General features: G+C 37.1%; 14 protein-coding genes. All 14 read right to left on the bottom strand.

Annotation, left to right across the window (positions count from 1 at the left end):
- Positions 1-36 precede the first annotated feature (36 nt).
- Positions 37-546, bottom strand: a complete 510-nt coding sequence (locus CVS92_RS05765; RefSeq protein ID WP_107788822.1) for a hypothetical protein — start codon at positions 544-546, stop codon at positions 37-39.
- On the bottom strand, positions 543-1496 hold the full coding sequence (locus CVS92_RS05770; RefSeq protein WP_107788823.1) for a hypothetical protein: 954 nt from the start codon (positions 1494-1496) through the stop codon (positions 543-545). Before CVS92_RS05770 ends, CVS92_RS05765 begins: the two co-directional genes overlap by 4 nt.
- A complete protein-coding gene (locus CVS92_RS05775) occupies positions 1493-2161 on the bottom strand; it encodes an ABC transporter ATP-binding protein (RefSeq protein WP_107788824.1) in 669 nt (222 codons plus the stop codon). Before CVS92_RS05775 ends, CVS92_RS05770 begins: the two co-directional genes overlap by 4 nt.
- Positions 2158-3267 carry an ABC transporter permease gene (locus CVS92_RS05780; RefSeq protein ID WP_084041971.1) on the bottom strand — a complete coding sequence of 370 codons (1110 nt, stop codon included), beginning with the start codon at positions 3265-3267 and terminating at the stop codon, positions 2158-2160. Before CVS92_RS05780 ends, CVS92_RS05775 begins: the two co-directional genes overlap by 4 nt.
- Positions 3257-3442, bottom strand: coding sequence for a hypothetical protein (locus CVS92_RS05785; RefSeq protein ID WP_103600616.1), 186 nt, complete (start codon positions 3440-3442; stop codon positions 3257-3259). Before CVS92_RS05785 ends, CVS92_RS05780 begins: the two co-directional genes overlap by 11 nt.
- 1 nt (position 3443) lies before the next feature.
- A complete protein-coding gene (locus tag CVS92_RS05790) occupies positions 3444-4565 on the bottom strand; it encodes a nitrous oxide reductase accessory protein NosL (protein ID WP_107788830.1) in 1122 nt (373 codons plus the stop codon).
- Positions 4566-4630: 65 nt separating this feature from the next.
- Complete coding sequence (locus CVS92_RS05795; protein ID WP_107788825.1) at positions 4631-5455, bottom strand: tetratricopeptide repeat protein; 825 nt, start codon at positions 5453-5455, stop codon at positions 4631-4633.
- A gap of 8 nt (positions 5456-5463) precedes the next feature.
- The gene (gene ccsA / locus CVS92_RS05800) at positions 5464-8079 is read right to left on the bottom strand and encodes a cytochrome c biogenesis protein (RefSeq protein ID WP_107788826.1); all 2616 of its coding nucleotides are present in this window, start codon (positions 8077-8079) and stop codon (positions 5464-5466) included.
- 14 nt (positions 8080-8093) lie between these two features.
- The gene (nrfD, locus tag CVS92_RS05805; protein ID WP_103582149.1) at positions 8094-9059 is read right to left on the bottom strand and encodes an NrfD/PsrC family molybdoenzyme membrane anchor subunit; all 966 of its coding nucleotides are present in this window, start codon (positions 9057-9059) and stop codon (positions 8094-8096) included.
- A 1-nt stretch (position 9060) separates the two neighbouring features.
- On the bottom strand, positions 9061-9732 hold the full coding sequence (locus CVS92_RS05810) for a 4Fe-4S dicluster domain-containing protein (RefSeq protein WP_021090331.1): 672 nt from the start codon (positions 9730-9732) through the stop codon (positions 9061-9063).
- 20 nt (positions 9733-9752) lie between these two features.
- Positions 9753-10511, bottom strand: coding sequence for an FKBP-type peptidyl-prolyl cis-trans isomerase (locus CVS92_RS05815; RefSeq protein ID WP_072595292.1), 759 nt, complete (start codon positions 10509-10511; stop codon positions 9753-9755).
- 44 nt (positions 10512-10555) lie between these two features.
- A complete protein-coding gene (locus tag CVS92_RS05820; protein WP_021090404.1) occupies positions 10556-12622 on the bottom strand; it encodes a multiheme c-type cytochrome in 2067 nt (688 codons plus the stop codon).
- A 96-nt stretch (positions 12623-12718) separates the two neighbouring features.
- On the bottom strand, positions 12719-14146 hold the full coding sequence (locus CVS92_RS05825) for a DUF3365 domain-containing protein (RefSeq protein ID WP_107788827.1): 1428 nt from the start codon (positions 14144-14146) through the stop codon (positions 12719-12721).
- A complete protein-coding gene (locus CVS92_RS05830) occupies positions 14136-14825 on the bottom strand; it encodes a response regulator transcription factor (protein ID WP_107788828.1) in 690 nt (229 codons plus the stop codon). Before CVS92_RS05830 ends, CVS92_RS05825 begins: the two co-directional genes overlap by 11 nt.
- Positions 14826-14910 lie beyond the last annotated feature (85 nt).

Below are 14910 nucleotides of genomic sequence, written 5' to 3' on the forward strand. Positions count from 1 at the left end.
CCAACAGGGTTCTAGCAAATTTAGAGCTTCATAAATTTATATCTTATTTTCTGAAAGTAGGATGTTTATGTATGGATTTAGTAGCGTCTCACCGCGTGCTGCGTAGAGCAAGACCTCTTTAAAGTAGTTGTCGTTTATGCCATATGTGTGAAACTCGTACGCTCCTATGCCGTATCCCATGGGAGTTATATCGACCCTTGAGTACCACGCATTTTGCGCTAGAATGTAGCGGTTTGTATCTCTTGAATAGACATATAGCTTGATCTTATCTTTGCTCTTTTGCGCCATATACCAGATGAAAGAATTTGTGATGTCGTTAAAGAAGTAGATATCGCCATTTGGCATGATCGCCTGAGCTGTGTCGTTGTTATCAGCGATAAGCGTCCTACTCTCATAACATATAAATTTATTTGGCATAAGTTGCTCGATCGGCTCTGATTTGCCGTTATTTAAAACCAAAATTTTATCATCGCTTATATCGGCATTATAGGCAAGTACGGCTAAGACTAGAGCTAACAAACACAAAGAAAAAATTTGTTTTATCAAAATAAAAATCCTCTTAACAAATAATATTTTAGGACATAAAGCGCGCAGATCAGTACGCAAACACTTAGCCAGATAGATGAAAATTTAAGCTTGTGTGAGTAGTTAGTTTTTGTGATAATCTCAACAAGATATGGCATAAGACCGTAAAATACACCGAGAAACAAACTACCCCAGATGAGGTAGCCAACATGAAAATAGTCACCTTTTAGCATGCAGTATGGGCATTTATGGTTCGGCTGCTCGTAAACGTAAAGGCCAAAAAAGTAGGTAATGGCGTAGTAACTAAGCACCAAAAACAACAAATTTGCCACAAAGCTCGCCATACTTTGCTTTAAGAAATTTAGCACCAAAATGACAAAAAAGAGCACATAAAATGCACTCACTAAGCCAAAATTTGTATAGCCAAATGGTAGCTTTGGAGCTTGAAAAGTAACAGAACAGCAAAAGACCGGCACTTTTAGTGGGATATTGTAAAAAAATGAAATTTCTATACCAAGTTCGACTAATATCATGACAAAAAGGCAGATAAAAATGGCGTATTTTTTCTTTAGATAAGGGAAATTTAGAGCCTGCAAGTCAAGCTTATTTATAACCAGCCAAATGCCAAGCCCAAAGATCAGCAAAATTTTAGTGAGCATCAATATACCACCAAATTTATTCGAGCCGATCACGCCAGCTGAACACATGGCACCAGGTACGATGTCAGAGAGCTCATTTAGGCAAAGTGCAAAGAATATAAACAATACGATCTTGATACAGACGCAAAAAAGTAAGATCGTATTTACAAGATAGTTTTGTTTTTCAAGCGAGTATTGAAGCGATGTTAGTGCATTATAGTCCCACGACCTCACGATCCTAATGACGTAAAAGAGCGAAATACTCATCAAAACTAACAGTACAAACTCCGCTAACAAAAAGGCAATAACGGCGTTTGATAAAAAGACACTCATACTATCTCTCCGTTTTGCAAGCTGACAACCCTGTCTGTTGCACTTAGCTCATCAAAAATACTATCGTGAGTCGCGACAATAACACTCTTTTTTAGAGCTTTAAAAGACTCTAGTAAGCCTAAAAAGGCACGTGCATTATCTCTATCTAAATTTGCCGTTGGTTCATCGGCTAAGATGATATCAGCATCCATAGATAAAGCTCTAGCTACCGCACATCTTTGACGCTCGCCACCACTTAAATTTGATACGTTCTCATCTTTTTTATGAGCGATATTTGCTAGGCTTAGAGCCTTTTTTATCATCTCATCTCGCACATTTGTCTTGAAATTTGTTAGAGTAAATGGAGCTAGTAAATTTTCATATACACTCAAGCCATCAATAAGGTTAAAATTTTGAAAAACCAATCCAAGCCTTTTGTGTCTAAGCTCAGAGCAAAAGACATCAGGCAACTTTGCGATGTTAGTGCCATCTATCAAAATTTCTCCACTAGTTGGCTTTTGAAGTAGGGCGATAAGAGAAAGTAGGGTGCTTTTACCGCTTCCACTAATGCCTTTTAGTATTACTAGCTCGCCGTCATTAATATCTAAATTTATATTTTTTAAAGCACAAAACTCATTTTGTTTGTTTTGGTTATAAACTAGGCTAACACCTCTTATATTTATCATTTTAGCCCCTCATTTATGTCACTACTTGCTACTCTCCACGAAGGTATAAGTACAAACGCCAAAAATGGTATCACACCAAAAACAAAGATCAAAAAGAGCTTATCAAACTCTAAAATAGGCGTGAAATTTGTAAAATTTAAAAGCTCATCGCCTAAAAATATCCCTTTTAGAAGTGGAGCGTTTAATACAAAAACAAAGAGATAAGCCAGCATAACGCCAAGTAAAAAGGCACTAACACTAACTATAAAATTTTGTATAAATTTTAAAAATATAATATCTTTTATACAAAAACCAATGCTTCTTAAAATAGCTATTTCACGCTTTTTACTACCATAGGCAAGTGAAATTTGGTTTTTAAGCAGGACAAAAAATATAAGCATAACGCTAACGTAAATGCTCATAAAAATTCCACCCTTATAATAGTAAAGGTGCCTAACCTTAGCCACCTCATCTTCTATGCTAAGAGCGAAAGAATTTGGATATAAATTCTCTATCTTTAAAGCTACTTCACTAATCTCATCTGTGTTTGGCACCTCAACATAGAGCTTTGTATACTCTTCATCTTTTAAATTTAAGATAGCTCTTAGCGTATTTGGATGCAAAAATATAGCGTTATTTGAGATTAAACCACTTTGTGCCGGCATAGTCTTTAATATCTTTACTGGTATCATGCGCTCTTCAGTTAGAAAATTAAAGCTCTCGTCGTAGTAAAGCTCATTCATCGCTGCCTTTACACCTTCTCCGACGATCATCTCATCCTCTTTTAAGCTATCATCTTCATATAGATGAAACCAAACGCGCTTTTGAACGAAGTAGTACTCTCCATCAACTACGCCCCTTACATCACTTACGCCATCAATCTTCGAGATGTCGTAGATATAGCCAGGGTGCATGAGATCATTTTTGCCAGCACGAAATGCGCTCACTACGATACTTGATCTATCTTTTACTAAATTTATAAGATCATGTTGAATCGATCCAGAGATGAAAAGCACCGAGCTTAGCACAAAAATAATGAGTGCAAAGAGGCAAAAGCTAAAAAGGTGATCCTTCCTATCTTTAAAAAGCAGAACCACGGCGTAGTTTATAAAATTTTTACCTATCATAGACAAAGCCTTTTTGCCCCTTTTGGTTAAAACTAAAAGCAGCGTTTGCTCTTGTTATCTTAGAAATTTCTCTTAGCTCATCTTGCTTTGCTTTATGATCAAAGCTAAGATAGTGTGCCACTAAAAGCGTATAAGAAAGTCCAAAAAATAACGCTAAAAAAACTAGAAATTTCACACTATTTACCGATAAAGTTCTTTATCTCGTCAAATCTTATGACACCTTTGCCAGCATGATCTTTTAAAAAGCTCTCTGCCTTTGCTTCATCTTTAAATGGGATAAACTCATCACCCATTGGTCCATAAACGTTTGAGCCATGAACATAAAACGCATCTTTTGCATCAAGCTTTTCTAGCGTGTAATAATCACTCACATAAGCATCTTTCATTTTGCCATCCGCAAAGTAAAATTGTGCCATATCTTTTACGCCATCAAAATAATAAGCCTTGCCATCTGCTTTGATGAGTGTCGCCCATGGAGAATTTTTGACAAGCATGCCACATACCGCGCATCTTGCGCCCTTTGGTACGACTATTCTCTCAGGTTTTTTTATTTCTTGTTTAGCTTTTGAAGCTTGGTTGCTAGTACCTAAATTTGCTGGAGCATCCCATAGATAAAGAGCAGCGGCTTGCAAGTGCTTGTCGTACTCTGGAGCTTTGTTAGCCTCTTTTGCGTCACATACTTGTTTAAGATGAGCTTTTAGCTCAGAGATAGCCTTAAAGCTTTTTGGATCAGTTTTGTCGCAGTTCGCCTCGTAAAATTCCTTACCATGTGCGTAAACGCCGTCCTCACGCTTAGCTTTTATCATTTTATTATCACCTTCAAAATCCTGTCCAGCGATCTCGTAAGCTTTAGCAAAATTCATTATTTCGCCACCATTTTCTGCTTGAAATTCTTTTGCGTCAGCCTCAGTTGAGAAGGCGTATTTGCTATTTCTAGTCATTGTGCCTTTAACACTACTGCCAACGACATAAAAGGCTTTATTTACATCGATCAAATTTAGATTTTTAGTATCGACAACCTGCGCATCGCTTGGGATCTTGCCTTCTGTTAGCTCGTATAGGCAGTGGAGTGATGCTACTTGCTTGCCGTTATATACGTGATTGGTCTTATAAAATTTAACCAAATTCATTCCACAAACAGCACAATACTCCTTGCCCTCGCCACTTCCTACTAGTGTAGCCTTGCTAGGATCCACACTTTGAAACATCGGTTTCATTTTGACGGCTTGTTCATTTGCCGAAGCACCAAAGAGTAGGGTCGCTAGCAGTGCTGAACCCAAGATAGAACGTAAAATCATATTATCTCCTTTAGTATTTTTATATTTATAAGCTTTAAATGCCACTGGGCTAACTTTATCAAGCATCAATGCTTTCCTAAAATTTCTAAATTCTCACACGCTTCTTTTAAGCCATTTTTGCAGCTTCTAGTGAAAATTTCACGTGCTTTTTCTACATCTTCTTTTACGCCTTTGCCTTCAGCTAGCATAATAGCGTAGTTGTTGCAGCCTTTTTCATAGGCGTATTTGCACGCTTGCTCGTAAAGTTTTGTCGCTTTTGTAAGGTTTTGATCAACGCCTTGTGCATAAACATATAAAAAGCCAAGATTATCACACCCTATGCCAGCTTCGTTCGCACAAGCCATCTCGTAGTTTGCTTTGGCTTTTGTATAGTCTTTCTCAACACCTTCGCCCTGCGCGTATAGATAGCCAAGATTGCTACATCCTATGCCATCACCTGCCTTGCAAGCCTTTTCGTAAAGCTCTTTTGCTTTTTTAAGATCCTTTGTCACGCCGGTGCCATTTGCATAAAGCAAGCCAAGCTCCGTGCAACCCTCATTATCCTTACAAGCCTTTTCATAAAATTTAACTGCTTTTTCTAAGTTTTTTTCCACACCTTTGCCTTTTTCATAGGCGTAGCCAAGGTTGCTGCAAGCCATAGAGAAATTTTGATCACAAGCCTTTTCATAAAGCATCGCTGCCTTTGCTTCGTCCTTTTTGACGTTACCATCACCTCTGCTGTAAAGCACAGCTAGATTGTAGCAGCCTGATGCCTTTTTCTCTTTATCGCAAGCATCTTCATAAATTTGTGCTAGCTTGTTGTGATCATCTTTTGCGCTTAAAGCCTCTTTGATATAGCCAGCATTCAATAGTCCCAAACAAGCAAACAATAAAACTAAACTCTTTTTCATCATATCTCCTAAATCTCTTTTATATCCTTACCTCTATAAGCAAAGACGATTAGCAAAGCCAAGAGCATTAAAAGCAAATAAAGCAAATTTGAAATGCTAAATCCATCGCCATTTGCGTATGAGTGAAGTCCACTTAGATAGAAATTTACACCAAAATAGGTAAAAATAACTGAACCAAAAGAGAGCACGCTAGCTACTAAAAAGATAAAAATATTTTTTAATCTTGGGATAAATCTTAAATGAAGCACAATGGCATAAATAATTATCGTAATGTACGACCAGCTCTCTTTGCTATCCCAGCCCCAGTATCTACCCCAGCTCTCATTTGCCCAGACGCCGCCAAGGAAATTTCCAATAGTTAGCAAACTAAGTCCTATGATGAGGCTTAGCTCATCAGTTGCGGCGAGGTATCTTATCTGCTCACTAAGCTTTTGCTCGTTTTTTTGATTTTTTATAGCCATTAAAAGAAGCCCAAGAAGCCCAAGTACAAAGCTAAAACCTAAAAAGCCATAGCTTGCCGTGATGACACTTACATGCACGCTAAGCCAAAATGACTTTAAAACTGGGACTAGGTTTGTTATTTGTGGATTTATAAAATTTAGATGAGCGACCAGCAAGCTCACACTTGCAAAAAGTGAAGCAGCTCCAAGAGCAAAGCTTTGATGTTTAAAAAATAAAACTCCAGCTAATACGCTTGCGAGCGAGATATACACTAAGCTCTCATAGGCATCACTCCAAGGTGCATGTCCTGAAATATAAGCACGAAGAGCTAAATTTAACAAATGCACCGCAAAGCCAAAATAAAACGCAAGGCTTAATGCACTCTCAAATCTAAATTTCTTTCCAGAAAATAGCCTATAAAAGCCAAGAGCGAGCGAAACTAGCCCAAGGATCATGTAAAAATATATAAGAAATTTAAAAATTTCCATTTGATTGTAAAGCGCTTCAAGCTCCACCTTTGCCTCACTTGGTGCAAGAGAGCCTAGAGTGCTTCTTTGATAGCTTGAAATTTTTTCCAAACTCCTATCAGCTCCAGCACACTCGCCACTTTTTACGCAAAGGCTTAAATTTTCTATATAAGCGCCTAAAACGCTTTTAAGCTCGCTTGAAATCTCACTTGAGCAAAAGGCTTCATTTACGCCTAGCCATATTAATTTATCACCATTTTTAGCTGGGATAAATTTTAAAATTTCCCCCTTTAGTGCAAGATATAAGACATTTAATCTCTCATCAAATTTGATCACGTCATTATCAAATTTATCTCTTTTTGAGGCGGATTTTTCATTTGCAGCTTCTACAAATTTAGCCAGCTTATACTCGCCATTTTCGTTAAAGACATCGTTAAAACTAGCAAATTTTTCATTAACTCCCAAAAGCTCGCCCACACGCTCACTTGTGATCTTTACTATCCTTTTATCCATCCACTCTTTTGGCGAGATGGCAAAAGAGAGCATTAGCTCCTCGCTACTAAGCCCAAATAGCGTAGTTTTGGTTGAAATTTTACTTATCACAGCTCTTGAGTAAGAGCCAGCTGGAGCGATTCTACTATCAGCCTGAGTCAAAATTTTGGCAAATTTGCTTGCATGAGCGTCTAAATTTTTATTATTTTCATTGGCAAAATTTGGAGTAGCATTTAAAAGCAAGATAGCCAAAAATGCGATTTGCGAACCTTTTATGAAATTTAGTAGCCTAAAAAAACGGCTCTTTTTACTAAATAAATTTGCCACAAAGCCAAGGCAAAGCAAAAAATATCCTATGTAAGTTGGGATTTTGCCAGGATCACGGCTGATCTCAAAAGCGCTTCCAAGCTCATCAGGATCGTATGAAGACTGAAAAATTTTATAGCCATCAATCGTTAGTGGATTATTTAGCGAGATGTCGTACTTGCCGCCAGCGATACTTACTTTACTTGTATAAGATGATGGAGTATTTAGCCCTGCATATCGCTCTAAAATAAACTCGTCAAGCTTTAATGAAAATGGTAATTTTAAAGCCTTTGAGCTAAAGTAAAATTTCACCTCTTGCCCACCAAAACTTAGCACACTAGGCTCCAGCTCATATCCAGCTCCACCTTTTAGCTTAACGCTCTTTTTTTCGCCGTTAAAACTTATCTCTAAACTAAGCGTAGCAGGAGCGTTTTTCTCATCTTTTTTATATCCAAGCAAGTTAATTATAAATTCTTTGCCATCTATAAAATTTTTAAACTCAAAGTCGTTTTTACCAAATAAGCTTAATTTTAATGGATAACTAAAATTTTCTCCAAGCATTTCGACTCTAAGATAAGCCTTGACGCTTTGCATTACATTTGAGCTTTGCAGAGCTCTAAGATGCATAACGCCCTCTTCGCCAAAATACCTTGTAAGCGCAGCCCCGATGAAGATAACGATAAAAGCAAGATGTATCAAAAATGCGCCAAATTTTTTATACATCTTGGTTTTTACGATACTAATTGCTAAACAAATAGTGCAAGCAAACATAACACACTCGTACCAAAGCGCTTCGTAAACAAGCACTCTGGCCGTTTGTGTGTCATAAAAATTTTCTAAAAAAGTCGCAAGCCCTGCACCAAAAGCAAGAATAAATAATAATATCAAAGACAAGCGGTAGATATTTAAAATTCTCATCGCTCGCCTCTACTTTAAATGCTATAAGTTTGTCCTGCATAAAGTATGAACACCCTAAGCAGTAAAACACCGATAACAGCCGCTAATGAACTGATATAAAAGCTAAATTTTAGACTAGCTACTTTTTTGCCAAATGCAAAATTTAAAACAAAAGGCACAATAAAGCCAACCAGTACAACACCAAGCCAAAAGAAATTTGCCCAAACGCCACTATAAAAAGCAACAGCCGCATTTTGCTGATAACTTGAACCAAGTAAAAGCGATACAAAAAGCATTAAAATGAGTAAAATTTCAGCTCCCAAAACGCTAAATTCTATGCTATGAAGCGAGTGAAGGTCGCTTGAATGCGGATCTTCTTTAAATAAAGCTGCTGCAACCAAACTACTTCCACTTATGCCAGCACTTAGTCCTGAAGCTATAAATAAAGCTGGAAGCACAGCTGTGTTTAAGAGTGGAAATCTAATCAAAACTGAGATCAAAAATCCAGTATAAGCACAAATTATTACAGCAAAAATAAGACAAATACGACTTAAAAATGGATAAAGCGGTATTAAAATTTTCATTATTAGTGCAAAAAGAGCGCTAAATGATTTTAAACTTTTGGCTAAGAAATTTGAAATCTCATCATTAAATGCATAAAGGCACATCAAAAAGCTAAGCGGTATAAATACACAAAGTCCAGCAACACCGATAGACATAACTGATGTGAAATTATAATTAATCAAAATTTTCCAAAATAAAAGTGGCTTTTCAAGATCAGCTATCAAGCAAACCATACCGAGCATGATGCTAACAAAGGCTAAAAGCGAAGCAGCCTTGAAAAATGGACTAAAGCTCTCTTGCTTTTTATAGTGTTTTAAAAGTATAGCAGCGATTAGCGCTCCACCACTCATACCAGCTAGCAAAAGATAAACAGCGATCGGCCAGCCCCACTCTACTCCATGCGAAAATGTTGCAGTAAAATTTAATGCACCATCCATCTTACACCCCCATTTTTACTTTAGGAATATATCTAAGGCTTGGTTTTGTACCAAGCTCTGCTCTTAGCCTTATGCTATCTTTTACGGCTAGTAGCTTACTGATGTGCGAATTTTCATCGTTAAGATCACCAAAGACGATCGCCTCGTATCTACAAGCTTCTACGCAAGCTGGCTCTTTTTCGTCCTTTAAATTTGTATCTACGCAAAAGTTACAGCTTTGAGCTGAATGAGTAACCTTATCGATATATCTCACGTCGTAAGGACAGGCTACGATGCAATATTTACAGGCGATACAGTCATCTATGTTTGTAGTTTGTATGCCAGTTTTTTCGTCTTTATGACAAGCCTTGGTCGGACAAACAGCTACACAAGGCGCATCGACGCACTGTTGACAAGATACTCTTACAAATCTTTTATCGAGTAAATTTTTAGGATTAGTCTTATCTTCTATAAAAAGTCTCATCTGTCCTTTTGGGACTAAATTTACCTTTCTGCAAGCTATCTCGCAGTCCGTACAGCCAACACATTTATTTTGGTCAAATATCATACCAAAGTGTGGTTTTTTTACACTTTCTTCACTCTTAAAAGCAAAACCACTACTTGCCGCACCAGCACCAGCAGCCACAACTACCATGCTTTTTAAAAAGGCTCTTCTATTTTTTTGATTTTGCATTTTTAACTCCATTTTTTATCTTAATGAGGCTTTTTGATGCCCTCATTTAGTTCTTTTTCGTGAATTTTCTTTGCAGCCTCGGCTAACTCACCTGGCTTTAAGACCTTAACAAGCTCTATCTCAAAAACGATAGTCTCGCCTCCAGGTATGCCCTCCATGCCGCTATCGCCGTACGCAAGTTCTGGCGGGATAACAAATTTAAACTTATCGCCCTCTTTCATGAGCATTAAGCCCTCTTCAAGACCTGGGATCAAATTTAGCATAGAAAGATGAGCTGGAGCCTCTTTTGTCTCATCAAAGACCTTGCCATCGATAAAGCTAGCTTTGTAGTTTGCTATGATGATACTCTCTTGTTTTGGAGTCGCTCCCTTTTTGCTTGATTTTAAAATTTCATATTGCAATTTTGATTTTGTCGTTTTTACATTTTTATTTTTTGCATTTTTATCCATAAAAGCTTTGCCCTGCTTTAAATTCTCTTTAAGTATGGCGGCTTCTTTTTCTTTTACTATCTTGTCTAAATTTTCAGCTCTTTTGTTTAGTAGCTTTGCTATCTCATCATCGCTTAGTTTTAGCTCTCCTTTTAGTGCATCACTAAAACCTTTGATAACGGCCTCAGCATCGTAGCTAATGCCTATTTGTTTTTGTTCAAGTAACCCTTTTAAAACATATCCACCACTTGTTGCTCCCATAGCATAAGACTCATTTGAATCTACATTTGCAAGCAAACCAGAAGCACTTAAGCTAAGAAGTAGTGTAAATTTTAAAACCTTATTTTTCATATCAAACCCTTAAGATTAAAGGGGCTAAAACTAGCCCCTAAATGCTATAAATTTTTATTCAAAATTCTTTGAGCTTCTTTTATATACTCTTTTGATGCATCGAGTTTTTGTTTAGTAAATTTAAATCCGTGCATACCCCACGAACCATCTTTTTCAACCATATCGATGATCTCTTGAGCATTTTGGATAAGCTCATAAACTCTTACTTTATCACTTGCATCAAGTTTTTTAGTCTCAAGTAGTGAGTAAAGTCCTTCAATACCAATCTTAACTTCAGAGAATTCATTCTTAACTGGAGTTTGCCATCCCATAACTTCATCATAAACTTGTTTTTGGTTTTTAAAATGAAGTGTTGGTTTTAGCTCAGATAATACTGGGCTGTGGCAGCCTTTGGTATCTTTCATATCTTTATCAGCCCAAGACGTTCTAGCGCAAGCCCACATCAAGTCAACGTAGTTATGGCCATTTTTATCTCTCTCAAAGTGCCAATCTTTAGCATCTCTTGGACCTTTAGCAGCATCGCCTGGTACTAGAGATTTCTCTTTTGGATCAACCATGATCTTCCAGATGTGAGATCTTCTTTGAGTATCAAAGCCAGCGTTGTCTTGGAACTGAACAGCGTAGAAATTCTCACAACTCATCATAAATGGCATGTGGCAAGATGCACAAGTGTTGTCTTTGTGAGTATCTGCTTTAGATGCGATATATGCTTGAGTCTCGTGGCAATCTTTACACTCTTTTCTAATTTTTGGTTTAGTATAGAATGAGCTTAGATAGCCTTGCTCTGAGTTATAGTTCATACCAGTTACACTCTTATCGCCTACAACTGGACCTGTGTTATCGTGTGGATCGTGGCAAGTAACACATCTCATACCTTTATCATAGTGAGCTGTAAAGTATGATTGAGAACCTTCAGAACCACATCCTGGTCCCATTGATTTAAATTTAGAGCTTAAAGAAAGATCAAGCTTACCGTTATTAAGAGGATTAGCACGAGCTAGATCTGGGCTAAAGTTAAACCTTTGGTGGCAGCGTTCGCAGTTTGATGTTCTAAAATTTGTAGCTCCATCAAGGTGACCGCCAGCTCCGTGGCACTCCTCACAGCTTACGCCTTTTGAGATAGTGTGTTTTTGAAGCTCTTTAGCATTACCAAGTGCTGCGTAAAATTCTGCTTTTGATTTAAAGTCGAATTTAACTGGGTGACAAACTTCACAATATGATGAGTTTGCTTGGAAAAACATCGACTTTTTATGTTTTGCGGCATATGAAGCTAGACCTCTAACATATCCGCCATTATCGCCGTACTCTTCAAGAGTGCCAGGAAATTCTGGAACAAGCTCTTTTATCTTTTTAACAGTAGCGTCGTCTAAATTTAACGCCCATGTTCTTTGCCATTGGTTACCACCAGCTACGATCTGACCTGTACCATCTCTTAGCAAACCGCCCTCAACGTAGTAAGTACCACGAAGTAGCCACGCATCAACGTAGCCCATTTTTGTTCTTAAGTGACCAACGGTTGCGTAGATAACATCTGGAGTGATACCTTTTGGAAGGATAGAAGCTGTATCTTTGTCAAATACTGGCTCAGTTAGGTTGTTATTAACCTCTGGGTGCTCGCCAGGGAAACGCATAGTAGTTGCGTGGCGAGATCTGCTCCACACTTCATACTGAGCTGGGTGACACTCACCGCACTTTTCTGGTCCTACAAATTTGTTAGGAAACTGAAGTGATGAAGTGGCTGGAATTCTATACATCATAGAGCTATAGCCCTTACCGCCATCTCTTTTACTAAGCTTTGACATATCAAAGCCATGTCCCTCGGCAAGCCACTCTAAGCCACGGTCATGAACGACCATTTTACCGACGGTTTTACCACCATACTTTGTAAAAATAGGGTGGTTTTTAAATAACCAGTTATACATCTCTTGCTCTTCTACAACGTAGTCTTGCAAGGAGATAACACCTCTACTTTGCAGTGTGCCTTTAGGATTTGCGATAACATCACGTGCTTTATCGGACATCTGCATATTATGCTCTTCGCAACAGGCTTGTGAAGCGAAGATGCTAACACCCATGAGCAAACCAGCTAAGGCTTTTTGTAGATTTCTCATGTGCCCTCCTTTAAATTTTTTATCCTAAAATCAAAATGATTTCATACTGATAATACTAACACCAAAAAAGGGTAGAAAAGGGGGAATTTTAATAAATTATAAATTTTCGAAACTAATTGTAAATGCAACACTATTTTCATCAACATTTCTAGCAAAGATTAGGGCGTTATTTTTACTAGCGATTAGCCGGCTCATATATAGGCCAAGCCCACTGCCAGACTCTTTTGTGCTAAAGTGTGGCTCAAAGATAACTTTTAAAAACGAAGCTTTTATCGCTCCTGCATTATTTTGCACGCATAAATTTTTACGATTATCTTTTATAAAAGTATAAATTTTTATTACTCTTGACTTTACATAGCTTTGTTTAAATGCATCTTTTGCGTTATTTATAATATTTATTAAAATTTGGATTATTTCATTAAAATTTGCAAAAATCGTAAAATTTTCTCTTATATCGATCTCTATTTCAATTTGATATTTCTTAAGTGAGGCGTTTAGAATTTTTATAGTCTGATTTACCACTTCCTCTACGCTAAACTCCCTTTTTAAAGTATTTGGCTTAAAAAAGTTTTTAAAATCATCAACCGTTTCAGACATGAAATTTATCTGCTTGCTAGTCTCTTCTATAAACTCATAAATTTTTGCTTCATCAAGCTTTTTTCGCTCCTGATAGAGTTCTAAATTTATTAAAGCTGAGCTGATTTGAGCTAAAGGTTGCTTCCATTGATGTGAGATATTGCCTATCATCTCGCCCATTGAGGCTAGGCGGCTTTGATGTATCATTAGCTGCTCAGTCTGTCTTTTACTCTCTTCGCCACGCCTATGCATCTTATAAACAAGTAGCAAAAATATCCCAAATACAAAGGCTATCGCGCTCATTATGATGACAACCTCTTTTAAATGGTAAGAGAAAATGGCACGTAGTGGGATTTTAAAAGATAGCATTGCCATCATCTCACTTGCTTCAGAAATTTTTCCATTTGAAATTTCATAACGATCCAACATCTGTTTCGGAGCACTTTCACTATTGTGACAGGCTAGGCAAGATGTATTTTGACTTTTTATAGGAAGCCCTACAAAAAATTGTGAGCCATTTTCATCTTTTATAATCTTTGAAAACTCACTAAATTTATTCTCTTTAAAGCCTCTTAACACCTGCGCTTCAAATTCATTTGGTTCATGAGCTTTATTTAAAGGTGCCATGGCGACTAGTTTGTAGTCAAAGTCAAGATTGTATTTTTTCTTTTGGATATTATAAATTTCACGGCTTATATACGAAGATGAGAGCAATCTCTCGTCAAAAAAATCATCTTTTATAATGCCATCACGCTTTAGCTGCTCTATTAGCGGACGCTGAACGCCTGCAATGTACTCTCTTACAGAATTTATACTCTCAAGCACATAATACGCCTCTTTTTTGGCATCTTTCATTGCAAGATTATTATAAAAATTTAAAACAAGTGCGGATATTAAGAGATAAACAAAGATAAAAACACTAACGATTAGCTGAAATTTATATTTCACAAAGATAACCTACACCATATAAATTTTTAATCACATCTTTGCCAAGCTTCCTTCTAAGCTCTTTTACGATCGTCTTTATCGCCTCTTTGCTTGGCTGCTCATACTCCCAAATATAATCAAAAATTTGTTCATAAGTTATAGTTTGATTTTTGTTGTTTAAAAAATACTCCAAAAGCCTGCTTTCGCTCTTACTTAGATGAGAAATTTTACCATTTATATAAAGTACTTTTTTGCCAAAATCGTATTCTAATTCATCATTTAGCCTAAGAGTCGGCTTGCGTCCAACAAGCTCTAAAGCAACGTCTTCTAGGGCTTTTATAAATGATTTTTTATCATATGGCTTTGCAAGATACCTTGTGATCTTTAGCTCAACTGCTCTCCACAAATACTCTTGCTCGACGTGGCTTGATAAGATCACGATAGGAATTTTTTGATTTATGGTTCTTACTTTTTTAGCGATCTCTAGGCCATCGATATTTGGCACACTTATATCAAGTACCAAAACATCATAAGCATCGCTCATCGCTAGCTCAAGTGCATCATAGCCATCTGTTACGCCATTTACCTCGGCAAAAAATAGTTCCAAAGACGCACAAATATTTTTTAAAATCGCCTCTTCATCTTCAAGGCAAAGGACCTTTTTATTTGATAAAACGTCTAAAATATCATATTCTTGCATAGCTTCATCTCGCTTTTTGAGCAGATATTATCACTTGGTAGCTTAAAAAATAAGATTATCTAAAAAATAATTCATACCAATATAA

Origin of the sequence: Campylobacter concisus, assembly GCF_003048555.1 — a bacterium.
Classification (GTDB): domain Bacteria; phylum Campylobacterota; class Campylobacteria; order Campylobacterales; family Campylobacteraceae; genus Campylobacter_A; species Campylobacter_A concisus_AO.

Bases quoted from the DNA above. Each gene is read 5' to 3' on its own strand.
- nrfD (WP_103582149.1), bottom strand. From the start codon at position 9,059: ATGGATGGTGCATTAAATTTTACTGCAACATTTTCGCATGGAGTAGAG.
- CVS92_RS05820 (WP_021090404.1), bottom strand. From the start codon at position 12,622: ATGAGAAATCTACAAAAAGCCTTAGCTGGTTTGCTCATGGGTGTTAGC.
- CVS92_RS05810 (WP_021090331.1), bottom strand. From the start codon at position 9,732: ATGCAAAATCAAAAAAATAGAAGAGCCTTTTTAAAAAGCATGGTAGTT.
- CVS92_RS05770 (WP_107788823.1), bottom strand. From the start codon at position 1,496: ATGAGTGTCTTTTTATCAAACGCCGTTATTGCCTTTTTGTTAGCGGAG.
- CVS92_RS05790 (WP_107788830.1), bottom strand. From the start codon at position 4,565: ATGATTTTACGTTCTATCTTGGGTTCAGCACTGCTAGCGACCCTACTC.
- CVS92_RS05780 (WP_084041971.1), bottom strand. From the start codon at position 3,267: ATGATAGGTAAAAATTTTATAAACTACGCCGTGGTTCTGCTTTTTAAA.
- CVS92_RS05830 (WP_107788828.1), bottom strand. From the start codon at position 14,825: ATGCAAGAATATGATATTTTAGACGTTTTATCAAATAAAAAGGTCCTT.
- CVS92_RS05775 (WP_107788824.1), bottom strand. From the start codon at position 2,161: ATGATAAATATAAGAGGTGTTAGCCTAGTTTATAACCAAAACAAACAA.
- CVS92_RS05795 (WP_107788825.1), bottom strand. From the start codon at position 5,455: ATGAAAAAGAGTTTAGTTTTATTGTTTGCTTGTTTGGGACTATTGAAT.
- ccsA (WP_107788826.1), bottom strand. From the start codon at position 8,079: ATGAGAATTTTAAATATCTACCGCTTGTCTTTGATATTATTATTTATT.
- CVS92_RS05815 (WP_072595292.1), bottom strand. From the start codon at position 10,511: ATGAAAAATAAGGTTTTAAAATTTACACTACTTCTTAGCTTAAGTGCT.